The sequence below is a fragment of the Streptomyces fodineus genome, from assembly GCF_001735805.1.
GTDB lineage: Bacteria > Actinomycetota > Actinomycetes > Streptomycetales > Streptomycetaceae > Streptomyces > Streptomyces fodineus.
Map to the genome: position 1 here is coordinate 2,577,627 of NZ_CP017248.1, position 23,355 is coordinate 2,600,981.

The following is a 23,355-nucleotide window of genomic DNA, read 5'->3' on the forward strand; positions in this document are numbered from 1 at the left end:
CCATTTCCAAAGCCCTTGTCGAAAGGGCTTGCCAGCCCATAGCCTGACGCCCGCGCCGGTGCCCATGCCGCCCCGGCCGGTCCGGCTGGACGGGATGGGAGGGGCCGCCGCGTTGAAGCGCACATCACGTGACATCCGCACCGCGAACCGCTACGAGGTGCTGCGCCAGATCATCGCCGAGTCTCCCACCTCCCGGCAGGAGCTGGCCGCCGCCACGGGGCTGAGCCTGGCCACGGTCGCCACGCTGGTCGGCGAGCTGCTGGACCTGCGGATGATCACCGAGGTGGGTTTCGAGGACTCGGCGGGCGGCCGGCCCCGGGGCCTGGTGGCCGTCAACGCGTCGGGGGGCGCGTTGATCGGCGTCGACATCGCGGAGACGTACGTCCATGTGGAGCTGTTCGACCTGGCGCTCAACGTACTGGCCCGCGCCGAGGAGGACATGCGGCCCGGTGAGAGCCGCCCGGAACAGGTGGTGGGCCATGTGGCCGCGGCCGTCGGCTCGGTGGTGGCACAGGCCGGGGTCGAGGCGGCCACGGTGCTCGGCGTCGGGGTGAGCGTGCCGGGCCAGGTGGACCGGGACACCGGTGTCGCCGAGTACGCGCCCAACTGGGACTGGCACGACGTGCCGTTGCTCGACCTGCTCGCCGAACACATCCCTTACCCCCTGCACTTGGACAATCCACTACGCGCCTGCGCGGTGGCCGAGCTGTGGTTCGGGGCCGCGCGGGGCCGCGGGGACGCAGTCGTGGTCAACCTGGGCACGGGGGTCGGCGCCGGTCTCGCCCTCGGCGGCGGGCTGCACCGGGGCGTGAGCAACAGCGCCGGCGAGTGGGGCCACACCACGCTGGTGCTGGACGGCCGGCTGTGCCACTGCGGCAACCACGGCTGCGTCGAGACGTACGTCGGCGCTCCCGGCATCATGCAGAACCTGCGCGAACTCAGCCCGCGCTCCCCCCTGTTGCACCCCGAGGACCAGACGGCCACCATCGCCGCGCTGGCCCGCGCGGTCGCCGCGGGCGACCCGGTGGCCCTCAAGGTGGTCCGAGACACCGCCCGCTATCTGGGTGCCGGCATCTCCGACCTGGTCAATCTCCTCAACCCCGAAGTGATCGTGCTCAGCAGCTGGGTCGCCGCCCGGCTGGGCGAGCCGCTGCTCGACGAGGTCCGCCGGGCCGTCGCCCGGCACGCACTGCGCCGGCCGCTGGCCGCCACCGAGATCGTCCTCTCCCCGATCCCCACCGACCCGGTGTCCCTCGGCGCGGCCACGTTCGCGCTGGAGGGCGCGTTGCGGTCCGTCGGGCAGAGGCCGAGCACCACCAAGCGCACCATCCCCGCGCGGAGCCGTACCGCACCGCCTCCATGACGACGGAAGGGATGCACGTGTCTCACCCCCGCAAGAGATCCCTGCTGCTGACGGCCTCCGCCGCACTGGCCGTCACCGGAGCCCTCCTCACCTCCCCGCCCGCGAACGCCACCGCCGCACCGGCCGCCGCCGAGGTCTCCCCCCACGCCGCGCAGACCATCTGACGGCCACCGCCACGGCCACGGGCGACGCAACTCAGCAGTGGCTGCTGAACGCCGACGGGCAGATCGTGAACGAGGCGTCGGGCCAGTGCCTCGACGTCAGCGGGCAGGCGACCGCCGACGGCAGCAAGGTGATTCTGTACAGCTGCGACGGCGGCACGAACGAGGCCTGCACCCGGCAGGCTGGTGCAGGGGATCGCGCAGACCGGTATCAAGGGCTGAGCTAGGAGAACGATGTCTTTGAGCACCCACACCGTCACCGATTACGTCGAGGACGTCTCCCCCGGCTCCGGGGCGCTGCCGCCCCGCGCCTGGTACGCGTCCTCGGACGCCAAGTCCCTGTCGCTGAACGGGAACTGGCGCTTCCGGCTGTCGCCGACGGCCGACGCCGAGGACGACTCCTTCGCCGAGGAGGGGTACGACGCCGGTGACTGGGCTCAGATCGCGGTCCCCGGCCACTGGGTCCTCCAGGACCACGGCTCCCCCATCTACACCAATCACCTCTATCCATTCCCGGTCGACCCGCCGCGGGTGCCGACCGAGAACCCGACCGGCGACCATCTGCGGGTCTTCGACCTGCCGCAGGACTGGCCGTCGGACGGGGGCGCGGTGCTGCGCTTCGACGGGGTGGAGTCCTGCGCCCGGGTGTGGCTGAACGGCACGGACCTCGGCGAGTTCAAGGGGTCGCGGCTGCCGCACGAGTTCGCGGTCGGCCATCTGCTGAAGACTGCGGACAATGTACTGGCGGTCCGCGTCCACCAGTGGTCGGCCGGCTCCTATCTGGAGGACCAGGACCAGTGGTGGCTGCCGGGCATCTTCCGTGACGTCACCCTGCTGCACCGCCCGGCGGGCGCCGCGCTCGACTTCTTCGTGCACGCCTCCTACGACCACCGCGCCGGCACCGGCACCCTGCGTGTCGACTCCGACGTGGACGGCCGGGTGACCGTGTCCGAGCTCGGCATCGACCTCGCGACCGGCGAGAGCGTGACCGTGCCGGTCGAGCCGTGGTCGGCGGAGACGCCGAGGCTGTACGAGGGCACGCTGGCCACCGAGGGCGAGCGGGTGCCGCTGCGCATCGGCTTCCGTACCGTGGAACTGGCGGACGGCCTGATCAAGGTCAACGGCAGGCCGGTCCTCTTCAAGGGCGTCAACCGGCACGAGTGGCACCCGGAAAGGGGCCGCGCGCTGGACCTCGCCACCATGCGCGAGGACGTGCTGCTGATGAAGCGGCACAACGTCAACGCCGTCCGCACCTCCCACTACCCGCCGCACCCGGCCTTCCTCGACCTCTGCGACGAGTTCGGGCTCTGGGTGATCGACGAGTGCGACCTGGAGACCCACGGCTTCACCGAGCAGGGCTGGCGGGACAACCCCGTCGACGACGACCGCTGGACCCCGGCCCTGCTGGACCGGGCGTCCCGCATGGTCGAACGGGACAAGAACCACCCGTCGGTCGTCATCTGGTCCCTCGGCAACGAGGCCGGCACCGGCCGGGGCCTGACCGCGATGGCCGAGTGGATCCGCGGCCGGGACTCCTCCCGGCCGTTGCACTACGAGGGCGACCACGGCTGCCGTGACACGGACATGTACTCACGGATGTACGCCGACCACGCCGAGGTCGAGCGGATCGGCCGCGGCCTGGACGGCGGCACCCTCAAGCGCCGCCGCCTCCCCTTCGTCCTCTGCGAGTACGCGCACGCCATGGGCAACGGCCCCGGCGGACTCGCCGACTACCAGCGGCTGTTCGAGTCGTACGACCGGCTGCAGGGCGCCTTCGTCTGGGAGTGGATCGACCACGGCATCGCGCATCCGGAACTGGGCTACGCCTACGGCGGCGACTTCGGCGAGGAACTGCACGACGGCAACTTCGTCTGCGACGGCCTGCTCTTCCCGGACCGGCGGCCCTCCCCCGGTCTGCTGGAGTACAAGAAGGTGATCGAACCGGTCGGCATCACCGGTGACGCCGGCGACGGCACGGTCCGGATCACCAACAAGCAGGACTTCGCCGGCCTCTCGGCGCTGGCGTTCTCGTGGTCGTACGAGGTCGAGGGGGAGCCGGTGGAGTCCGGCACCCTGTCGGTACCGGCGCTGGCCCCCGGCGAGTCCGCCGACGTCAAGCTGCCCGCGCCACCGGCCGGGGCGCCGGCCGGCGAGGCCCTCTGGACGGTCCGGGCGGTGCTCGCGGCCGACACCCCGTGGGCGCCGAAGGACCATCTCGTGGCCTGGGGTCAGGTCCCGGCGTCACAGCGGTGCCTGCCGACGGTCGCGGCAACCGCCCGGCCGGTGCCCGGCGACGGGATGATCAGCCTCGGCCCCGGCATCTTCGACGCCCGCACCGGTGCCCTGACGGCCATCGGCGACGTGCCCGTCCTGGGGCTGCGCCTGGACGTGTGGCGGGCCACCACCGACAACGACGACGGCGCCCCCTGGCAGTCCGACCTGCGCTACGGGCTGCTGTGGCGGGGGCTCGGCCTGCACCGGATGCGGCACCGGCTGGACGCGGTGGAGACCGGCGAGCGCACCCTGACGGTCCGCACGCGTGTGGCGCCGGCCGCACGGGAGCTGGGGCTGTCGACGGTATACCGCTGGACGTCGGACGGAGACCGTCTGCGGTTGACTGTATGCACCACCCCCGAGGGCGACTGGACCGTCCCCCTCCCCCGGCTCGGCATCCGCTTCGGACTGTCCACGGCCGACCGTGTGCGATGGTTCGGCGGCGGCCCCGGCGAGGCGTATCCGGACACCAGGATGGCGTCGACGGTGGGCAGTTGGCAGTCGACCGTAGACGATCTGCAAACGCCGTACGTCCGCCCCCAGGAGAACGGCGCCCGCATCGACGTCCGCTGGGCCGAACTCGGCGGCCTGCGCATCGAGGGCGACCCGGCGTTCTGGCTCACCGCCCGCCGCTGGACCACCGAACAGCTGGACGCCGCCACGCACCGCACCGACCTCGCTCCAGGCACTGCGGTGTGGGTCAACCTGGACCACCGCCAGCACGGCGTCGGCTCCCAGTCCTGCGGCCCGGGCCCGCTGCCCCGGTACCACCTGCGGGCCGCACCGGCGGAGTTCTCCTTCGTGTTCTCCACCGCCCCCGCCCCGGAGACCGGCTGACATCCGGCCGGCCAGGAGGAGGACTCCGTTGGGCGAGTGACCGCTCAGGCCCTGCGGATCGGGGTCATCAGGGCCGTGAGGGCGAGCAGTACGCAGGTGGTGCCCGCGGTCAGGGCGGCCGGTGTGGTGCCCCAGCGTTGCGCGGCCCAGGTGAGGAGGGCTGCGCCGGCCGGGGCGGCGGAGTACTGGAGGGTCCAGTAGGCGGAGGTGACGCGGCCGAGCAGGTGCTCGGGGGTGACCTCCTGGCGCAGGGACATCGAGCAGGTGCCCGCGATGCCGACGCCGGCCAGGAAGGCGGCGGCGAGGACGGCGACCGCGGGCACGGTGCCGGCCCGGCCGAGGCCGGCGCAGGCGAGCCCGCACAGCGCGGTCGCGCCGATCCAGGCGGTGCCCAAGCCGAGCAGGCGGCGGAGGCGGGCGACGAGCAGGGACCCGGCGATGGTGCCGGACGCGCCGGCGGCCATGACGGTGCCGACCGTGCCGTCACTGTGGCCGAGATCGTGCTTGAGGTGGTAGATGACCAGGTCGTTCAGGCCGAGGGTGAGAAAGCTGAAGCCGAACAGCAGGGCCGTGAGCGAGCGCAGCAGGGGGTGCCGGTACAGGAAGGCGATGCCGGTACGCAGATCCTGCCGGACGGTGCTGCGGCCGGGCGCGGGGGCGTCGTCACCGGCCCGGTCCCGCAGCCGTACCCAGCGCATGCACGCGGCGGAGGCCGCGAAGCTGGCCGCGTCGACGGCGACGGCGGCGGCCGGCCCGGTCCAGGCGGCGACCAGCCCCGCGCCCACCGGTCCGAGCACCCCGGCCGCCGCGGCGGTGGCGTTGAGCCGGCCGTTGGCCTCGGTGAGCCGGGCGGTGCCGACGAGACCGCGGACGACCGTGACGTAGCCGACGGCGAAGAACATGCCGACGGCCTCGCAGACCGGCAGCACCGCGTACAGCAGCCACAGGGCGGGGCCGAAGGCCCACACCAGCGGGATCAGCCCGTACAGGACCATCCGGACGAGGTCGCAGACGACGAGGAGCCTGCGCCGGTCCACGCGGTCCACGACGGTGCCGGCGAACACGGCGGCGAGCACGGCGGCGGCCCCGCCGACGGCGGTGAGCAGCCCCATCCGGGCCACGGATCCGGTGGCCTCCAGCACCAGCAGGGGCAGGGCGATCAGGGCGAAGGAGTCACCGAGGACGGAGAGGGTCTGGGCGGCCCAGAAGACGGTGAAGTCCCGCTGCCGCCACAGGGGCGGGGAGTCCTCGTGCTGCCCCTCCGCGGCGTTTCGGCTGTTCCCCTCGTGGGTCTCGTGTCCCACAGTTTCCCCCGTCACGCATCAATGTTGAACGGTTTTCTCAACTACCTTCAAACACAGACTAGTTGACATGTCCGGTGCCACCCCTTCAAAACCTAGGTACCCTAGGATGATCCCTAGGCAGTCAAGGAGGAGGTGTCCGATGGCCCGTGTGGGACTCACCGTGGACCGGCTGATCGCGGCGGCAGCCGAACTCGCCGACGAGGCCGGCTTCGAGAACGTCACGCTGTCCGCGCTGGCCCGCCGCTTCGGCGTGAAGGACGCCAGCCTGTACTCGCACGTCCGGGGGCTCGCGGATCTGCGCATCCGGCTCGCGCTGTACGCCGGGGGTGAGCTGATCGACCGGATCGCGTCGGCCGTGGCCGGCCGCGCGGGCAAGGACGCGCTGGTCGCGTTCGCCGGCGCCTACCGCGCCTACGCCCTGGAACACCCCGGCCGGTACGCGGCCACCCAGATCCGCATCGACCAGTCCCTGATCGCCGGCTCCCCGGCCCTGCTCCGCACCGCCGAGATCACCTACGGGATGCTGCGCGCCTACGGCCTGGACGAGCCCGACCTGACCGACGCCGTACGCCTGCTGCGCAGCACCTTCCACGGCTACTGCGCCCTGGAGTCCACCGGAGGCTTCGGCGCGGAGCGGGACGTACAGGCCTCCTGGGACAAGGCGATCGACGCGCTGCACCTGGCCCTCACCCACTGGCCCCGCCAGACGCGGAAGGACGACGGAGAAGGATGACCGAGCGGCTTCACTACGACGTCACGGGCAGCGGTCCCGTGCTGCTGGTCCTGCCGGGCGGGGCCGGGCACCCGATGGGGCTCGGGCCACTGACCGAGCGGCTCGCCGCGCGCTTCACCGTGGTGACGTACGACCCGCTCGGGCTCGCCCACGGCCGGCTCGGCCTGCCGGTTCCCGAGCAGCGCGTGGCGGACTGGAGCGAGGGCGCGCACCGGGTGCTGGAGAAGGTGCTTCCGGCGGGCGGGTCCGCGTACGCGTTCGGGACCAGCTCCGGCGGTATCACCGCCCTGGACCTGCTCGCCCGGCATCCCGGGCGGCTGGCGCACGTGGTCGCGCACGAACCGCCGTGCGTGACGGTGCTGCCGGACGGGCAGGAGCGGCGCGCCGAGCTGATCGGGCAGCTGGACGGGCCCGGACGCCCGCCCGCGGAAGGCGAGACGGCCACGCCGTACGGGGTCTTCCTGGCGCGCGTGCTGCGCCCGTTCACGTCCTACGTGCCGTCCTTCACCGCTCCGCCGGGCGGTCTCACCATCGCCGCCGGTACCGACTCCCGCGGCCGACTCCTCCACGACACCGCCGCGTTGCTGGCCGATCGGCTGGGCGGTGGGCTCGTGGAGTTCCCGGGCGGGCACCTGGGCACACTCGATCACCCGGTGGCGTTCGCGGACTTGCTCACCGGCACCCTGCGCTCCAGTGCGCGGACCTCGGCATAGGTGGGAATGGTGCCGCCCGGGGCGCGTCCGGCGGCGATGTCGGCCACCGCGTCCAGGGCCGCGCCGAGCGCCCGCCGGTAGAGCAGCGAGCCGAGGCTGACCCGGCGGACGCCGAGGCCGGCGAGCTGGGCGAGGGTGGGTCCGGCGGGCGAGTAGAGGATGTTGAGGGGGACGTCGAGGTGCCGGACGAGGCCCGCGATCCGCTCGGGGTCGGTCAGTCCGGGCACGAACACCCCGTCGGCACCGGCCTGTTGGTAGGCGTCGAGCCGCCGCAGGGTGTCCCGCTCGTCGCCGTCACCGGACCAGTGGGTGTCGGTGCGGGCGTTGACGAACAGCCCGGGTACGGCCGCCTTCGCCGCGGCGATCTTCGCCGCGTGCCGGTCGACCGGCCCCAGCCCGTCCTCCAGATTGATCCCGGCCACCCCCATGGTCCACAACTCCCGTGCCAGCTCGGCGACTTCGCCGGGCTCCGGACTGAATCCGTCCTCGGCGTCCACCGAGAGGAACCAGGGCTCGGAGCCGAGGGTCAGGGCGAGAGCGAGGGTCTGCTCCCGGGTCGCGCCTGCACCGTCGGGCAGGCCGGCGGCCGCCGCCGCGGCCAGGCTCGTCGTGCCGATCGCGGGGAAACCCCGGGCGGCGAGCGCCGCCGCGGAGGCGTGGTCCCAGGCGTTGGGCAGCAGCAGCGGCTCGCCGGGCCGGTGATGGAGTCCGGCGAACGTCGTCTCGGTGGGCTCAGCGGTCATACGACCACGCTAGGCGGGGGTCGTTTCGGCGCCCGCCGAACCGTTCGGGCCGTCCGGTTGGACCCGCTTCTTGACGGTCCTGGCGTCCGGCACGGTGCCGAAGAGCAGGCCCGCGCCCGCGAGGCGACCGCCGCGCCCTCGCTCACCGTCAGCAGTGCGACAGTGGGCCCGCCCGGCAGGCGCGCCGCCCGCACCGCCGTACCGAGACGTCCGCTCCCCTCTCGTGCACCCTCACCGCCGTACGACGACCTCCACTCCTGCCGCCGCCGGCCGCACCCGGGCCGTGCCTCCCCCGCTCCACCGGACCCTCAGCTCCCCCTCCCCCTGCGCCCGTACGGACACCAGCTCCCCCAACGGCGGCGGATCCGTGTCCCCGGTGAGCCGGGCGAGTGCGACGAAGAGGGTGTCCCCTTCCCCGACGACCCCGGTGAGCGTGCCGGACAGGCCCACGGCGGGCAGGAGTTCGGCCCGTACGCCGTCCCGCGCCCCTCCCCATCCGGTGATCCGCACCGGTGTCCCGGGCGCGGCCCCCGACACCAGGTGGGCCCGCACCTCCACCGCTCCCTCGGCGAGCACCACGCTCGTCACACCGATCCCGTCGCCCACGGTGTGCCGGGAGGCGATCCACCCGTCGCCGGTCCCGAGCGGCACGATCCCGCTGCGGCCCGGATCGCCGACGACGATCACACTGTTGTCGTACGACGGTGACGGCTCGGTCGCGGTCGAGTAGGCGAGCCGGGTGTAGTAGGGGTCGTAGCGGACGTCCTCGCTGCCGTGGTTGTGCACGCGCACCAGGCCGTCCGAACGGGTCGACTGGATCAGCCAGTTGGGGGCGGGCACGGACCTCGCCTCGTCCGCCCGCTCCACCGGGCCCGGTTCCTCGGTCGCCGTCCACACCTCGTGCTCCGGGGGCAGCAGCAGGCCGAGGAAGCCCTTGCTCGCCCAGTACGGGGAGGCGGGGCCCGAGTAGGTCTGGAGTACGGCCTCGTCCGGGCCGAGCCAGCCCGGCGACAGCAGGCCGCGTTCGTCGACCGCGCCCCGGTCCAGGAAGTACTTCAGCGCACCTGAGGCCAGTCTGCGGGTCTCTCCCGGGGTGAGGGGCGTGCGGCCGGTGAGCGCGCCCAGCCACAGCGGGCAGGCGGTGGCGAACCGGTAGGTGAGGGAGCGGCCCTGGTGCACGGGGGCGCCGTCGGCGCCGAACAGGTGGGCGTAGTCGGCGAGATGGGCCTCCAGGCGGCCGCCGTACAGGTCCAGCAGGGCGGGGTCGGCGGCGAGCCAGGCGTGCAGCACCGGGTACAGGTGCATGGCCCAGCCGTTGTAGTAGTCGAACTTGCGGCCGTCGCCATCGGTGTACCAGCCGTCGCCGACGTACCACTTCTCGATGCGCTCCAGGCCTCGGTCGATCGCCTTGCGGGCCTGCTCGCTCTCGTGGCCGATCTCCTGAAGGAAGCCGCCGACGGTGACGGGGAACAACTCCCAGTTGCACGGCCAGGGTTCGGCCGTGAGCGCGTCCGTCAGCCAGTCGGCGGTGCGCTGCCGCACGGAGTCGTCCAGCCGGTCCCACAGCAGCGGCCGGGTCAGCCGCAGGGCGAGTGCGACGGACGCGGCTTCGACGAGCGGCTGGCCGCGGTCCTCGATGCGGGGCCACACCCCGCGGGGTCCGGCCGTGAGGCCGTCGGCGTAGCGGCCGAGCGCGGTCTCGTCGCGGCGGAAGGCGGCCAGCAGCAGCGTACGGGCGTATCCCTCCAGGCCGTCGGAGAGGTGGCCGGAGTGGCTGACGTGGTCGCCGGGGAAGTGGTAGAGGGCGCGGTCGGGGGTGGCGTAGGGCTCGACGGCGGCCAGGAGGGCGTCTGCGGCGGCCTCCCAGTGGGCGCGGGTGTAGCCGGTGTACGGGCTCGGCTCGCGGTCGTCGGCGGGCAGTTCGATCACGGCGGTGCCGTCCTTCCTGGCTGGGCGGGCGAGGCGGTCCGGGTTTCGCTTCGACTAGCGTCGTCGTATGACCAGCACTACCTCCCCCAGCCTCGCCGACGCCCTCGCCGCCGGGACGGTCGTGCTCGACGGCGGCATGTCCAACCAGCTGGAGTCGGCCGGGTACGACCTGAGCGACGAGCTGTGGTCGGCGCGGCTGCTCGCCGAGCGGCCGGAAGCGGTGGCGGAGGCGCATCTCGCGTACTTCCGGGCGGGCGCGGACGTGGCGATCACCGCCAGCTACCAGGCCACCTTCGAGGGCTTCGCGCGGCGCGGTGTCGGTCACGCCGAAGCCGCCCGGCTGCTCGCGCTGAGCGTGGAACTCGCGCGTGAGGCCGCCCGGCAGGCCAGGGACGAGGGCATCGCGCGGCCTTTGTGGGTGGCGGCCTCGGTGGGGCCGTACGGCGCCATGTCGGCGGACGGCTCGGAGTACCGGGGCCGGTACGGGCTGAGCGTGGACGAGCTGGAGCGATTTCACCGGCCGCGCATGGAGGTGCTGGCCGCCGCCGCGCCGGATGTTCTCGCACTGGAGACCGTGCCTGACGCCGACGAGGGCGCCGCACTGCTCCGGGCGGTGCGCGGGCTGGGGGTGCCGGCCTGGCTTTCGTATACGGTCGACGGTCGACGTACGCGTGCCGGGCAGCCGCTCGAGGAGGCCTTCGCCCTCGCCGCCGGCGTGGACGAGGTGATCGCGGTAGGCGTGAACTGCTGTGCGCCGCGGGACGTGGAGGCCGCGGTGGAGATCGCCTCGCGGGTCACCGGCAAGCCGGTCGTGGCCTATCCGAACAGCGGGGAGACCTGGGACGCCGAGGCGCGCGCCTGGACGGGGGGTACGACGTTCAGCGCCGCGCAGGTCAGGGCGTGGCGGGAGGCGGGGGCGCGGTTGATCGGGGGGTGCTGCCGGGTGGGGCCGGAGGGCATCACCGCGATTGCCTCCGGCGGTTCGGCGGGGGTGGCGGCTCGCGGTAGGGGGCTGGGTGGGTGCGGCGGGTGCGGGTTGTATCTGTGGGTGCGGGTCGTTTGTGGGTGCGGTTTGCGTTCGCCGACTCGTCGCAGAGGGGTGGGGATGTGCGGCGGGTGCCGGGCCTGTGCCCCCGACGCGCCGTTGCCGTCAGCGGCGGCGGGCGGCGACCGAGCGGCGTAGGCGGCGTACCGCTGCTGCCAGTTCCGCTCCGGGGGCCCGGATGTCGGCGGCCGGTGCGGGTTCGGGGACGGTGGTGGCGGTCGACCAGAGAGTGAATTCCGCATCCCGTGGGCCGTATGCGGTATACGGGATACCGTCGCCGAAGATCCGGACGGGATGCGAGGCGTCCCAGGCCTCCCAGCCGGGGTCCCCGGTCGTCGCGAAGCGAACCCAGGCCCCGTGCATGGCGTCGCACAGCTCCTGTGGGGCGCCCTCGCCCGCCAGCTTCTTCGATTCGGGTACGTCGCCGGAGTCGAAGACGAAGCCGAGTTCCAGGGCGTGGCAGGCGCCGAGGGCGGGCAGGTTGGACGGCCAGGCGAACTCGTAGAGGTGGGCGGCGCCGGGGCGGGCATCGGCGAGGCGTTGCAGGGGGACGCGCAGCAGGTGGTCGGTGACCATCTGGCCGACGATCTCGGCGGGGCCGGCGTCGGGGTGGAGGGCGCGGTAGCCGCGGGGCACCTCGTGGCCGGCGCGGCAGCGGGCCATGGCACCGGCCAGGGCGACGGGGCCGAGCCGGTCGACGTGTTCGAGGAGTCCGCCGGGCACCAGCCACAGCCGGTACTCGTCCCGCGTCCAGCCCATGAGCAGTTCCACGCCCGGCGCGGCGTCCCCGTCGACCAGCGCTGTCAGCGGGTCCCGGGGGACGAGGTCGCCGTCGACGACGATGCCGAAGGCAGGTCCGCCCAGTACCGGGCTGCTGAGCCGGCCGACCTCGGCCTGGGTGCTCAGCAGCAGGTCCCGGTCGACGGCGGCGAAGGCCTCGGCGGTGGCGGGGATCTTCAGACGGGCGGCCATGCGGCGCACCACCCGGCGTACCTTGTCGCGGTCCAAGGCCTCGGGCGGGCCGCTCTGCAGCACCGCCCGGCGGATCAGGCCACGGGTCTGGGGCGCGGCGAGCAGGGCTCCGGCACTGATCGCGCCGGCCGACTGTCCGCACAGGGTGATCCGCTCGGGGTCGCCGCCGAAGGCGCCGATCGCCTCGTGGACCCAGCGCAGGGCGGCGAACTGGTCGCGCAGTCCGGGATTGGGCGGGGCGTCGGGGAACAGGCCGTACCCTTCCACTCCCAGCCGGTAGTTGACCGAGACGCAGACGACTCCGTCCCGGGCGAAGGTGGAGCCGTCGTACACGGCTACGGCGGAGGATCCCCTGGTCAGAGCGCCGCCGTGGAGCCAGAGGAGCACGGGGAGGCGGGCGCCGGGGTCCGGCTCGGGGGTCCATACGTTGAGGTTGAGGCAGTCGTCGCCGGGGATCTCGGGGTCGGAGAGGTACTGGGCGAACGCCTCGGAGTACGGCGGTTTCGGCGCGGTCGGACCGAAGGCACCGGCGTCGCGTACTCCGTCCCAGGGTTCGGGCGGCTCGGGCGGGCGGAACCGCCGGGGGCCGACGGGCGGGGCGGCGTAGGGGATGCCCCGGAACACCGCGATCCCTTTCTCGTACCGACCGCGTACGGCTCCGTGGGGCGTCCTGGCCAAGGGGCCTGTCCGGTCTGCCGTCATCGCCCACCAGCCCTTCGCCGTGCTCGTGCGTCCCGCACGGCCACGCTCGGTGCACCGTTCACTTCAGAGCATCACAGCCCGCGGATGTATTCCGGCGCACGGGCCCGGCACTGGGCCGTTCGGCGTACGCCGGCTGCTCGGCGTACCCGAGTGGCCCTCCCCCGCAGTCCCGTGAATTTCCCCGCCTTCACGCCGCGTTGACGCGCATCTGTCGCAGGAAGTGCTTTCTCCCGGGACGGTGACGGCCCGGGTGGCGGGGGTGTCGGTGCCCACCGCCGCTGCCGGTCTGGACGCCGGCCGCGCTCCCTTGATGCGCGGGTCCGGTGACCGTAGCCTCGCCGGGCATGGACGCCGTTCCCCCGCTCCTGGACCATCTCGTCCTCGCCACGCCCGATCTGGCGGCGACGGTCGCCGACTTCGCGCGGCGGACCGGGGTGACGCCCGCACCCGGCGGTGTGCATCCCGGCCTCGGCACGCGCAATCATCTGGTGGGGCTGGGCGGACGGAGCTATCTGGAGATCCTCGGCCCCGATCCCGGGCAGCCCGAGCCCGCCGGGCCGCGGCCGTTCGGGGTCGACCGGCTGACCGGGCCGCGCACGCTGACCTGGGCGATCAGCCCGCCCGACCTGGATGCGGCGGTCACGACGGCCCGCGCGCGGGGCTACGGCCCCGGGCCCGTACACCCGATGAGCCGCCGCACCCCGGACGGCACCGTACTGCGGTGGCGGCTGACCGACGGCGGCCATGCGCATCCCTCCGGTCTGGTGCCGTTCCTGATCGACTGGGGCGGCTCCCGCCATCCGGCGGCCTCGGACCTGCCGGTCACCCCGCTGCTGGAGGTGACCGCCACGGTGCCGGACCCGGAGGAGGTACGCGGTCAGCTGGCGGCCCTGGGCACCGGTCTGGCACTCGCCCCGGGGCCGGTCGCGCTGTCCTTCACCGTGGACACTCCCCGCGGACCGGTCACCTTCGGCTGAGGCGCCCGAGGGCACGAGCGCCGCGTCACGAGGGGCTTTCCGGGGGCCGCCCCGGGTGTCCGATTCCTTCAAGACCGGCCGGCGCCCTCCCTCCTACGGTGCTCCCATGACTGCACGATTCGCTGTGATCGGCGTGGTGGTCTCGGACCTGGCCGCCTCGCTCGCCTTCTACCGTCGCCTCGGGCTGGTCTTCCCGCCGGGAGCCGAGGAACAGCCGCATGTCGAGGCCGAGTTGCCGGGCGGACTGGTGCTCGCGCTGGACACCGAGGAAACCGTCCGCTCCTTCCACTCCGGCTGGCGGCCGCCCGCGGGCGGTGGGCGCGTGGGGCTCGCCTTCCGGTGCGCATCACCCGCCGAGGTCGACGCCCTGTACGAGGATCTGGTGACGGCCGGGTACCACGGGGAGCTGAAACCGTGGGACGCGTTCTGGGGGCAGCGGTACGCCTCCGTGCACGACCCCGACGGCAACGGCGTCGACCTGTTCGCCCCGCTACCCGCCGCCGAGTAGCTTCCCGAGCGGCATACCCGTCAGCTCCCGGACCTCACGGGCGAGGTGCGGCTGGTCCGCATAGCCGGCGCGCACGGCCGTCTCGGCGTACGGCGTCCCGGAGCGGGCCAGCGTCAGCGCCCGATGCAGGCGCAGGATGCGGGCCAGGGTCTTGGGGCCGTAGCCGAACGCGCCCAGGCAGCGGCGGTGCAACGTGCGGGTGCCGATGCCCAGTTCGGCGGCCGTGGCGGACACCGGGCGGCCCTCGTCCAGGCGCTCCACCAGCCGGTGCAGCAGCGGGTCGGCGGCCGTGGTCCGCGCGGCCCGGTCCAGGGCGATGTCCTCCAGTGCCGTCGCCGGATCGGGCGCCTCCTCGACGCGCTCGCGCAGCCGGCGGACCCGGGCGGCGGGCCAGAGGTCGGCCAAGTCGACCCGCTGGTCGCGCAGTTCGTGCGCGGGAACGCCGAGCAGGGCGGGCGCGGTGCCGGGGAAGAAGCGGACGCCTGCCCAGGAGCGGGGCGGGCCCTCGGGGACGTAGGCGCGGGTGTCGGGGCCCGCGACCAGCAGCCGGCCCTCGCTCCACATGAGGTCCATGCAGCCGTCGGGCAGCACGGGCCCGCCACCGGACCCCTCCGGGTGGTTCGTCCACACAACCGCGCCGGTCAGCCGGGACGCCCGCTCCGCGTACACGGGTGCCAGCCTACGGCGCCGACGGCGCCCGGTGCCCCGTCCGCGCCCCCGCTCAGCTCGGGCGCCGGGCCGGGGGTCGTGGCGGCACCCGGGTGCGTATGCCTCCGTTCGCCGGAGCCGGGGCGTGCGCTTCGGCAGGTGGGCAGGCGCCCGCGCGGTCGGGGGCCCGGCTCTCGGACCCGGGGCGGTCGCCGCCTGCGGTGGCGGGGCCGCCGAGCAGCGGGTGGCCGTGGCGGGTGCGGAAGCGGCGGGCGTACACGGCGGTGGCGGCGGCCGTCACGGCGAGCAGGAACAGGGACAGGACACGGGTGAGCAGCGGCACCGTGTCGGTGGGCAGGGTGGCGGCGGCGAGCGTGCCGAGGCCGCCGTCGAGCAGCTGCTCGGTGCCCCAGGCCAGGGTGAGGACACGCAGTGCCCGGCGGAACTCGGCGGAGTCCTCCCAGAGCCGGGCCCGGGCCCGGGCCGCAGGCCCCCGGTGCAGTCGCTGCCCCAGCTGGAAGGCCAGCGGCCTGCCGGTGAACCCGGTGCCGAGGACCCAGACGCCGACCACCAGGGACAGCGCCGCGTCCTTGAACAGCAGGACGCGGGCGCCGCCGCCTATCAGGGACACCAGGGCGGCGGCGGCCAGCAGCACCGTGAAGAACAGGTCGACGCCGTCGATCCGGCGCTGCCGCACCGCGCCGCACACCAGCCGCAGGGCAGGCGGCGCCCCGCTGAGCAGCAGCGCCGGGCCCTGGCCGGTGCCGAGGGCGCGGGCCGCGTAGTAGACGAGAAGCGGCAGGAGGATGTCGACCGCGAGCGTGAGCAGCGGGGCGTAGGCCGCAGCCCCCCTCCTCGCCCCCGCCCCCGTCCGCCGTACCCGGCCTGCCGTCTCCACCACGTCCACCGTCTCCACCACGTCCACCGTCTCCGCCGCGTCCACCACGTCCGCCATGTCCTCCGCCTCCTTGCCCCTGCCTCCGGCCGGACCTCCGCCGGACCGGCGCCGGACCGCGCCGGGCCTGTGCACACCTGCGTCGGCCTGCGAAAAACGCTAGGTCCCGGTCGGTACCGGGCGGATCGGAGCACGGGTGGAGAGCCGGGTGGAAAGCAGGTGGACCGCTGCATCGATCAGCGGGTGGAGAGGTGCGGCGCAGCCCTCGGGGGCGTACTCAGGAGCCGCCCCCGCCGCGACCCGCCCGGTGTTCCTGCGGGCTCACGCCGTACACCCGCTTGAAGGCGGCGGAGAGGGCGAACGCACTGCCGTAACCGACCTGGCGGGCGATGCTGTCGAGGGTGAGGTCGGTGTCGCGCAGGCGGTCGGCGGCGAGCGCGAGCCGCCAGCCGGTCAGGTAGGACATCGGGGGTTCGCCGACCAGGTCGGTGAAGCGGCGGGCGAGGGCCGCGCGGGACACCCCGGCCTTGGCGGCGAGCGCGGCCACCGTCCACGGATGCGCCGGGTCGTCCTGCAGCAGGCGCAGCGCGCGGCCGACGACGGGATCGGCCAGCGCCCGGTACCAGGCGGGCGCCGCCGCCTCCGGGCGGGAGAACCAGGCCCGCAGGGCGCTGATCAGCAGCAGGTCCAGCAGGCGGTCCAGGACGACCACCTGGCCCGGCTCGTCGCGGACGATCTCCTCGGTCAGCAGGGGCGTGAGCGGGCAGGCCCACACCTCCGCGGGGAGGGTCAGCAGGGGCGGCAGGGCGTCGAGCAGGCGTCCGCTGATCTCGCCGCGCATCAGGTAGGTGCCGATCAGCATGACCGTGCCGGCGTCGGGGCGGTCGCCCCAGGTGCGCACCCCGAGGTCCATCGACCCGTTCAGGGAAGTGCCGTCGGGGTAGCGGCACTCGGCGCCGGGCAGGATCAGCGCCTGCGGCGCGGTGTCCGGCTCGTCGCCGCAGGTGTACGCGTCCGGGCCGCGCGCGATCGCCAGGTCTCCGGGGCCGAGCCGCACCGGCACGCCGTCGCCGTCCGGGGTGATGCAGGCGGTGCCGCGCGCCATGAGCATCACGGTCAGCGGCGCCTCGTCCGCCACGCGCACGGCCCACGGCGGGTCGAAGCACGCCCGGATCATGAAGGCGCCGTGCGCGCGCGGACCGTCCAGCAGGCCTGCGAGTGCGTCCATGAGGGCAGCGTAGACGCACGCTTATGGGGGTGAGCGGTTCGGCGATGTCGCCCGGCTCCGCACGGCAGTTGCCTGACGGACATGACGCGGAGCACACAGAGGACACAGAAATCGCAGAGGGCACAGAAGACGCCGCACGCTCCCCCCTGGCCCGCCCAGCACGGTTCCCCTGGCCCACCAGCGTCGCGCTCCCCCATGCCGGCCGGCGCTCCCCTCCCGGGCACGCGCGCGTGCCCGCCCCCCCGGCCGGTCACTTCTTCTGGTGTGCCGGCCCCGTGTCCCCACCCGCTTCGTGCGGGTGCCGTCCGTTGGCCTTGTGCGGGTGGTGGGTGTGCTTGGCGTGGGTGCGCAGACGGGCGGTGACGTCCTCCGGAGGCAGGAAGCGGGACCAGCGCTCGGGGAACTCGGAGGGCATGTCGGGGTCGTCGGGGTCGGCCTCGCGGGCCGCCGTGGCCCGGGCGACGTACTCGACGACCTGGGCCTCGCGGATCCGCTCGTTCGCGGCACGGGCGGCGGCCGTGGCGGCGGCGGGCCAGACCCGGTCGATGGCGGCGTTGACGGCCGCGCCGACGAGGACGGCGAAGGCCGACACGCCGATCCACAGGAGCACGGCGACGGAGGCGGCGAGCGAGCCGTAGATGGTGGCGCCCTCGATGGTGTGCACCAGGTAGATCCGCAGCAGGAAGCTGCCCAGGACCCACATGCCGAGGGCGACCAGGGCGCCGGGGATGTCCTCGATCCACGGGGAACGGACGGGCACGGAGACGTGGTAGAGGGTGGTCAGGAAGGCGATCGACAGGACGATGACGACCGGCCAGTACAGGACCTGCACCAGCGTCTCCGACCACGGCACCACCCGGACCACCGCGTCCGGGCCCGCCACCATCAGCGGCAGCGCCACCGAGCCGATCAGCAGCGCGCCGATGAACAGCAGGAACGACATCATCCGCGTCTTGACGATGCCCCGGACGCCGTCGAGGCCGTACATGACGGTGATGGTGTCGATGAAGACGTTCACCGCGCGGGAGCCGGACCACAGGGCGAAGACGAAACCGATGGAGATGACGTCGGGCCTGCCGCCCTTCATCACGTCGTGCAGGATCGGCTGGGTGATCTCCTTCACGCCCTTGTCGGACAGGATCGTCCGCGAGGCCTCGAGGATGTTGCTCTCCAGGCTGCTGATGGTGTGGGCGCCGGTCCAGGTGTCGACGTACGCGAGCAGCCCGATGAGGCAGAGCAGCAGGGGCGGCACGGACAGCAGCGTGAAGAACGCCGCCTCGGCCGCCAGGCCCAGGATGCGGTACTCCATGCAGGAGTTGACGGTGTCCTTCAGCAGCAGCCAGGCGGTCCTGCGCTTGGAGACGTTCCGGTAGAGGGCTCTGGCCCGGTGGAGGCGGCCGGCGGGCCGCTCGGGGGGTTCACTTGCTGGCTGCACGACCCAAAGGTATCCGCAGCACAGGACCGCCCTCACCTTCCGGGGCGAGCGACCGCGCCCGGCGGCGCCGCTGTGCCACTCTGGAAGTCATCATGGCCGCCGACCCGGGTAGGTTCGCACCATGGCAGGCACCTCCACCCACACCGTGACGAACCAGCCGCCCCCGCTGGTCGGCTACGACCTCTTCACCGCCGACCGGGCCCTTGCCGAGGCCGTCGAACGGCACACCGGTGCGGACGTGCTCGACGAGGTGCGGTCGGAGCTGTCCGCACTCGGCCGGGCCGCGGGCTCGGCGCAGGTGCAGGAGTGGGGGGTACAGGCGAACGAGTACCCGCCCCGGCTGCGCACCCACGACCGGTACGGCCACCGGATCGACGAGGTCGACTTCCACCCGGCCTGGCACCGGCTGCTCGGCAAGGGCGTCTCGGCGGGCCTGACCGGTGCCTGGACCCGGCCGTCCGGGCATGTCCGCCGGGCCGCCGGCTTCCTCGTCTGGACCCAGGCCGAGGCGGGAAACTGCTGTCCGCTGTCGATGACCCACGCGGCCGTGCCCGCGCTGCGCACCGACCCCGTGCTCGCCGCCGAGTGGGAGCCGCGGCTGACGTCCACGCTCTACGAGCGTGCGCTGCGGCCCCTCGCCCAGAAGCCCGGCGCGCTGGTCGGCATGGGCATGACCGAGAAGCAGGGCGGCAGCGACATCCGCGCGAACACCACCGAGGCCCGGCCGCTCGCCGAGGCGGGCACCTACGAACTGACCGGGCACAAGTGGTTCTGCTCGGCGCCCATGTCGGACGCGTTTCTCGTCCTGGCCCAGGCCCCGGACGGCCTCACCTGCTTCCTCGTCCCGCGCGTCCTGCCCGACGGCACCCGCAACGTCTTCCTGATCCAGCGGCTGAAGGACAAGCTGGGCAACCGCTCCAACGCCTCCGCCGAGGTGGAGTTCGCCGGCACCTGGGCGCGCCGGGTCGGCGAGGAGGGGCGCGGAGTGCGGACGATCATCGAGATGGTCGCGGCGACCCGGCTGGACTGCGCGCTGGGCTCGGCGGGGCTGATCCGGCAGGCGGTGGCGCAGGCGATCCACCACTGCGCCCACCGGGAGGCGTTCGGCGGCAAGCTGATCGACAAGCCGCTGATGCGCAACGTCCTCGCCGACCTCGCGCTGGAGTCCGAGGCGGCGACCACGCTGGCCCTCCGGCTCGCCGCCGCCTACGACGACGGCGGCGAGCAGGAACGGGCCTTCCTGCGGCTGGCGGTGCCGGCCGCCAAGTACTGGATCACCAAGCGCTGTGCGCCCGTCGCGGTCGAGGCCGCGGAGTGCCTGGGCGGCAACGGCTACGTCGAGGAGTCGGGCCTGCCCCGGCTGGTCCGGGAGTCGCCGCTGAACTCCATCTGGGAGGGCGCCGGAAACGTCCAGGCCCTGGATGTGCTCCGGGCGCTGCAACGTGAGCCGGGCGCGCTGGACGCCTGCCTGACCGAGATCGGCCGGGCGCACGGCGCCGACCACCGCCTCGACCGCGCCGTGAAGGACCTCTTCACCGAACTCGCCGACCTGGACGGCATCGAGGCGCGGGCACGGCGGCTCGTGGAACGCCTGGCACTGGTGCTCCAGGGCTCGCTCCTGGTCCGCCACGCTCCCCCGGAGGTAGCAGACGCTTTCTGCGCGTCCCGCCTGGGCGGAGACCGCGGAGCGTCTTTCGGCACTCTGCCAACGGGCCTGGACCTGGCGTCCCTTGTGCGGCGGGCACACCCGACGCCTTGACACTCGGGCCGGCCGAACCCCCGGCGGGGGTGGTGCTGCGCCGACACGGCACCACCCCCACCTCATGGGCCAGTTGAAGCCCGCGGACGCCCAACTCGACGTCAGGGTCAAGTCTCGGCCACCCTCCGGTCGTCCACCAGGGTTGCAAGGGGTTGCAACTTGTCGGCGCACGTGCGCGGAGTGTGTGCCTCCGGCCTGTTCGGAGCGGCAGTATGAGAGGTGCAGCCGGACCGGAAACCGCCGCCCGGACGACTTGACAAGAATGTTCGACGCCCTTCCGGGAGGACCCCCGTGGTGAACCCGCCGATGAACGTGGCGCGCCTGGCCGCCGTGGACGCGACGCAGGCGGCGCGGCTGCTCAACGAGGTACGTGACGCGACACTTGCCGGTCAGCGTGCGAGGATCGCGCCCCGGCCGGTGATCGAGCAGTCCTGGGGACGGATGCTGCGCAGCGGTGTCGACCCCGACCACGACTTCAGATCCGGGCTGCTGTCCTCCGACGAAGTACGGCGCCGACGTGAGGAGTCACCCCTCAGACATGTGCTGCCGGTGCTGCGTGAGGGTCTGCTTTCGGTCGCCGATGTCGCCCAGCACATCATGGTCGTCGCGGACGCCGACGGACGCGTGCTGTGGCGGGAGGGTGCCGCGCCGGTGCTGCGCAAGGCGGACGGTCTGGGTTTCGAACTCGGCGCGGACTGGCGGGAAGACGTCGTCGGCACCAACGGGGTGGGCACTCCGGCGGTCGTACGACGGCCCGTGCAGGTCTTCGCCGCGGAGCACTTCGTCCGTTCGCACGCTTCCTGGACGTGTACGGGCGCGCCGATCACCGATCCCAGGGACGGCCGGCTGATCGGTGTGGTGGATGTCAGCGGTCCGTTGGAGACCATGCATCCGGCGACCCTCGCCTGGGTGGACTCGGTGGCCAAGCTGGCCGAGGCGCGGCTGCGGGAGCTGCACCGGGACTCGCTGGAGCGGCTGCGGTCGGTGGCGGCGCCGGTGCTGGCCCGGCTGGACGGGCGGGCGCTGGTGGTGGACCGGGACGGCTGGTCGGCGGCGGTGTCCGGGATGCCGTACGTACGGCGGGTCGCGCTGCCCAAGTCGCTGGCGCCGGGCCGCCGGTGGCTGCCGGGGCTGGGTTCGTGCGCGGTGGAGCCGCTGGCCGGGGGCTGGTTGCTGCGGGCGGCGGAGGAGCCGCTCGGCACCGCCGCGCGGATCGTGCTGGACCTGGCCAGGCGGGGCCGCAGTACGCTGACGGTGACCGGTTCGGCGGGTTCCTGGTCCCGTGAACTGAGCCCCCGGCATGCCGAGTTGCTGTATCTGCTCGCCACGCACCGCTTGGGCCGTGGTGCGGCGGCCCTGGCGGAGGATCTGTTCGGGGACCCCTCACGCACGGTGACGGTACGGGCTGAGATGTCCCGGATCCGGCGGTATTTCGGGGACCTTCTGCAGCATCGGCCGTATCGTTTCCGCGAGGACGCGGAGATCGAGGTGGTCCTCCCCGACGACCCCCGTGACCTGCTGCCTTCCTCCACGGCCCCGGCGATCATGCGCGGGCGGACGGCCGTGCGGGACGCCGGGCCCGCGGGCCGGTGAGCGCGTCTTCCGCATATTTGCGGGGTCTTCGCCCTGCGCGGGCCGTTACTGCCGTAGCATCCCGTAAGGGCCTCCACAGCTGCTTCTCGTATCAACGGACGGACCACCAGGCGCAGTTGGCCCGCCACCGGCCGGCGCGCCCGAGCTGCGGAGGAGCCCCGGAAGAGGGGACGAGATGAAGCATCGCGGCAGACACCGCCGGCGCAGGCGTGGCGCTGCACTGCGCGCGGTCCTGACCGGGACCGCGCTGGCGCTCACCGCGGCCGCCACTCTGATCAGCGCGTCCCAGGCCGACGTCACCGACAGCCCCGGAGCGCTCAGGCCGCTCTCCGCACCAAAGGACACCGGCCGGTTCGAGCTCCAGGAGCAGTTGGTCCCCGCCCGGACCCTGGACCGGCTGTCCGCGGCGATGGGCGGCGCGGTCGGCGTGGACGACGTACTGGCGAGCGCCGACCGCCGGATGCGCGAGTCCGCCGACTGCTCCTCCGCCGATCGCGCGTCCCTCCCCGTCACCCCGGCCGCCACCCGCGCGTACTGCTGGGACCCGGCCGACGCCGCCGGCGGTGCCTGGCAGCCGGCCTCGGTGACCACCTCCGGGGACGCCGACGACGACGGCGTCTGGGGCACCCACCGGGTCGTCCTCGCCGGCTGGACCCACAGCACCAGCACGGGCAGTGCCGCCGAGCGGGGTCTGGCCAGGGTCGCGTTCGTCGACGCCGACGACCCCGCCCGCCTCGCCTACCGCTGGGTGCTGCTGGCGGTGCCGGTCGACGGCGGCCGTGACTACCGGGGCCTGACCTCCGCGATCTCCGGGATGGTCTGGTACCAGGACAAGCTGCTGGTGACCACCGAGACCGGCAGCGCCGACGCGCTGTACGTCTACGACCTCGGCCGGATCCAGCGCGCGGGTGTCGACGGGCCGGCGATCGGCCGGGTGCCCGGCGGCTGGTCCGCCGACGGCTACCGGTATGTGATGCCCGCGGTCGGCTCATACCGTTTCACCGCGGGCCGCTGTGACCGCTCCGGCCCGCCCTGTCCCGGCGCACTCGCCCTCGACCGGGGCACCGCGCCGGACAGCCTGGTCGCCGCGGAGTGGACGGCGCCGGACGGCGACCGCAACGCCCGGCTGTGGCGGTATGCGTTCAGCACGGCTCCGGCGCGCGGCGGGCTGCTGGCCACGGACGGCTCGGGCCGGGTGAAGGCGGCGGAGGCGTACCGGACCCGGGCGGCCGGGATCCGGGGCGTGCTGTCCTACTGGCGTCCCGGAGCCGAAGACGCGTCCTGGTATGTGGGACACCTGCCCGGTTCATGGGACGGACACGGCGGGCTGTGGCGTCAGGACGCGGGGGGCGCGAAGGCGGCGCACTGCGGCGCGGAGGGCTCGCACCGCTGCTGGGCCAAGGCGGCGGGCTCCCTGTCGTACTGGCAGGCGACGGGCGAGGTGTGGTCGCTGTCGGACCGGATGCTGTTCGCCGTGTCCCTGGCGGAGCTGGACCGGTCGCTGGGGTGACCGGCGCCGGCCGCCGGCGGCCGCTG

The 23,355-nt window shown here is 73.7% G+C and carries 19 protein-coding genes and 1 pseudogene; 12 read left to right on the forward strand and 8 right to left on the reverse strand.

Features of this window, described 5'->3' with window-relative positions; translation table 11 throughout:
* Positions 1 to 112 precede the first annotated feature (112 nt).
* Genes BFF78_RS10430 through BFF78_RS10435 form a run of 4 tightly spaced genes read left to right on the forward strand, consistent with a single transcriptional unit; the run spans position 113 to position 4,635 of the window.
* The gene (locus BFF78_RS10430; RefSeq protein ID WP_069783512.1) at positions 113 to 1,363 is read left to right on the forward strand and encodes an ROK family transcriptional regulator; all 1,251 of its coding nucleotides are present in this window, start codon (positions 113 to 115) and stop codon (positions 1,361 to 1,363) included.
* 17 nt (positions 1,364 to 1,380) lie between these two features.
* Positions 1,381 to 1,527: a hypothetical protein gene (locus BFF78_RS46135; RefSeq protein WP_159032987.1), complete on the forward strand. Its 147-nt coding sequence runs from the start codon at positions 1,381 to 1,383 to the stop codon at positions 1,525 to 1,527.
* Positions 1,524 to 1,751, forward strand: coding sequence for an RICIN domain-containing protein (locus BFF78_RS43085; protein WP_079161253.1), 228 nt, complete (start codon positions 1,524 to 1,526; stop codon positions 1,749 to 1,751). Before BFF78_RS46135 ends, BFF78_RS43085 begins: the two co-directional genes overlap by 4 nt.
* Positions 1,752 to 1,758: 7 nt before the next feature.
* Positions 1,759 to 4,635, forward strand: coding sequence for a glycoside hydrolase family 2 TIM barrel-domain containing protein (locus tag BFF78_RS10435; protein ID WP_193433436.1), 2,877 nt, complete (start codon positions 1,759 to 1,761; stop codon positions 4,633 to 4,635).
* Positions 4,636 to 4,679: 44 nt separating this feature from the next.
* Here BFF78_RS10435 and BFF78_RS10440 read toward each other — a convergent pair whose 3' ends face one another.
* A complete protein-coding gene (locus BFF78_RS10440) occupies positions 4,680 to 5,870 on the reverse strand; it encodes an MFS transporter (RefSeq protein ID WP_227026131.1) in 1,191 nt (396 codons plus the stop codon).
* 208 nt (positions 5,871 to 6,078) lie between these two features.
* Between BFF78_RS10440 and BFF78_RS10445 the strand changes: the two genes are divergently transcribed.
* Complete coding sequence (locus tag BFF78_RS10445) at positions 6,079 to 6,672, forward strand: TetR/AcrR family transcriptional regulator (protein WP_099054846.1); 594 nt, start codon at positions 6,079 to 6,081, stop codon at positions 6,670 to 6,672.
* Complete coding sequence (locus tag BFF78_RS10450; protein ID WP_069778046.1) at positions 6,669 to 7,385, forward strand: alpha/beta fold hydrolase; 717 nt, start codon at positions 6,669 to 6,671, stop codon at positions 7,383 to 7,385. The genes BFF78_RS10445 and BFF78_RS10450 overlap by 4 nt, the downstream gene beginning before the upstream one ends.
* On the opposite strand, the gene BFF78_RS10455 is transcribed toward BFF78_RS10450, so the two are convergent.
* The gene (locus BFF78_RS10455; RefSeq protein ID WP_069778047.1) at positions 7,319 to 8,128 is read right to left on the reverse strand and encodes an isocitrate lyase/PEP mutase family protein; all 810 of its coding nucleotides are present in this window, start codon (positions 8,126 to 8,128) and stop codon (positions 7,319 to 7,321) included. The two genes, BFF78_RS10450 and BFF78_RS10455, sit on opposite strands and share 67 nt — an antisense overlap.
* Before the next feature lie 231 nt (positions 8,129 to 8,359).
* Complete coding sequence (locus tag BFF78_RS10460) at positions 8,360 to 10,054, reverse strand: DUF2264 domain-containing protein (protein WP_193433650.1); 1,695 nt, start codon at positions 10,052 to 10,054, stop codon at positions 8,360 to 8,362.
* A 70-nt stretch (positions 10,055 to 10,124) separates the two neighbouring features.
* On the opposite strand from BFF78_RS10460, the pseudogene mmuM reads away from it, so the two are divergent.
* Positions 10,125 to 11,045, forward strand: a pseudogene (gene mmuM / locus BFF78_RS10465) (homocysteine S-methyltransferase); the annotation flags it as partial.
* 162 nt (positions 11,046 to 11,207) lie between these two features.
* Here mmuM and BFF78_RS10470 read toward each other — a convergent pair.
* Positions 11,208 to 12,776: a carboxylesterase/lipase family protein gene (locus BFF78_RS10470; protein WP_193433437.1), complete on the reverse strand. Its 1,569-nt coding sequence runs from the start codon at positions 12,774 to 12,776 to the stop codon at positions 11,208 to 11,210.
* A gap of 344 nt (positions 12,777 to 13,120) precedes the next feature.
* On the opposite strand from BFF78_RS10470, the gene BFF78_RS10475 reads away from it, so the two are divergent.
* Both BFF78_RS10475 and BFF78_RS10480 read left to right on the forward strand, forming a co-directional pair.
* The gene (locus BFF78_RS10475) at positions 13,121 to 13,753 is read left to right on the forward strand and encodes a VOC family protein (RefSeq protein WP_069778050.1); all 633 of its coding nucleotides are present in this window, start codon (positions 13,121 to 13,123) and stop codon (positions 13,751 to 13,753) included.
* 106 nt (positions 13,754 to 13,859) lie between these two features.
* Entirely contained in the window at positions 13,860 to 14,261 is a 402-nt protein-coding gene (locus BFF78_RS10480; RefSeq protein WP_069778051.1) for a VOC family protein, read from the forward strand.
* On the opposite strand, the gene BFF78_RS10485 is transcribed toward BFF78_RS10480, so the two are convergent.
* The 4 genes from BFF78_RS10485 to BFF78_RS10500 all read right to left on the reverse strand — a co-directional run bounded on the left by BFF78_RS10485 (position 14,244) and on the right by BFF78_RS10500 (position 18,467).
* Complete coding sequence (locus tag BFF78_RS10485) at positions 14,244 to 14,930, reverse strand: helix-turn-helix domain-containing protein (protein WP_069778052.1); 687 nt, start codon at positions 14,928 to 14,930, stop codon at positions 14,244 to 14,246. The genes BFF78_RS10480 and BFF78_RS10485 overlap by 18 nt on opposite strands.
* A 52-nt stretch (positions 14,931 to 14,982) precedes the next feature.
* Positions 14,983 to 15,864 (reverse strand): VC0807 family protein, encoded by an 882-nt coding sequence (locus tag BFF78_RS10490; protein ID WP_227025803.1) that lies wholly within the window; start codon positions 15,862 to 15,864, stop codon positions 14,983 to 14,985.
* Between the two features lie 217 nt (positions 15,865 to 16,081).
* Positions 16,082 to 17,032, reverse strand: a complete 951-nt coding sequence (locus tag BFF78_RS10495; RefSeq protein ID WP_069778053.1) for an AraC family transcriptional regulator — start codon at positions 17,030 to 17,032, stop codon at positions 16,082 to 16,084.
* Between the two features lie 250 nt (positions 17,033 to 17,282).
* Positions 17,283 to 18,467 (reverse strand): YihY/virulence factor BrkB family protein, encoded by a 1,185-nt coding sequence (locus tag BFF78_RS10500; RefSeq protein WP_069778054.1) that lies wholly within the window; start codon positions 18,465 to 18,467, stop codon positions 17,283 to 17,285.
* 121 nt (positions 18,468 to 18,588) lie between these two features.
* On the opposite strand from BFF78_RS10500, the gene BFF78_RS10505 reads away from it, so the two are divergent.
* The 3 genes from BFF78_RS10505 to BFF78_RS10515 all read left to right on the forward strand — a co-directional run bounded on the left by BFF78_RS10505 (position 18,589) and on the right by BFF78_RS10515 (position 23,329).
* Positions 18,589 to 20,226, forward strand: coding sequence for an acyl-CoA dehydrogenase family protein (locus tag BFF78_RS10505; protein ID WP_069778055.1), 1,638 nt, complete (start codon positions 18,589 to 18,591; stop codon positions 20,224 to 20,226).
* Positions 20,227 to 20,532: 306 nt separating this feature from the next.
* The gene (locus BFF78_RS10510) at positions 20,533 to 21,819 is read left to right on the forward strand and encodes a GAF domain-containing protein (protein ID WP_193433651.1); all 1,287 of its coding nucleotides are present in this window, start codon (positions 20,533 to 20,535) and stop codon (positions 21,817 to 21,819) included.
* Between the two features lie 175 nt (positions 21,820 to 21,994).
* Positions 21,995 to 23,329: a hypothetical protein gene (locus BFF78_RS10515; RefSeq protein WP_069778057.1), complete on the forward strand. Its 1,335-nt coding sequence runs from the start codon at positions 21,995 to 21,997 to the stop codon at positions 23,327 to 23,329.
* Positions 23,330 to 23,355: the final 26 nt, after the last annotated feature.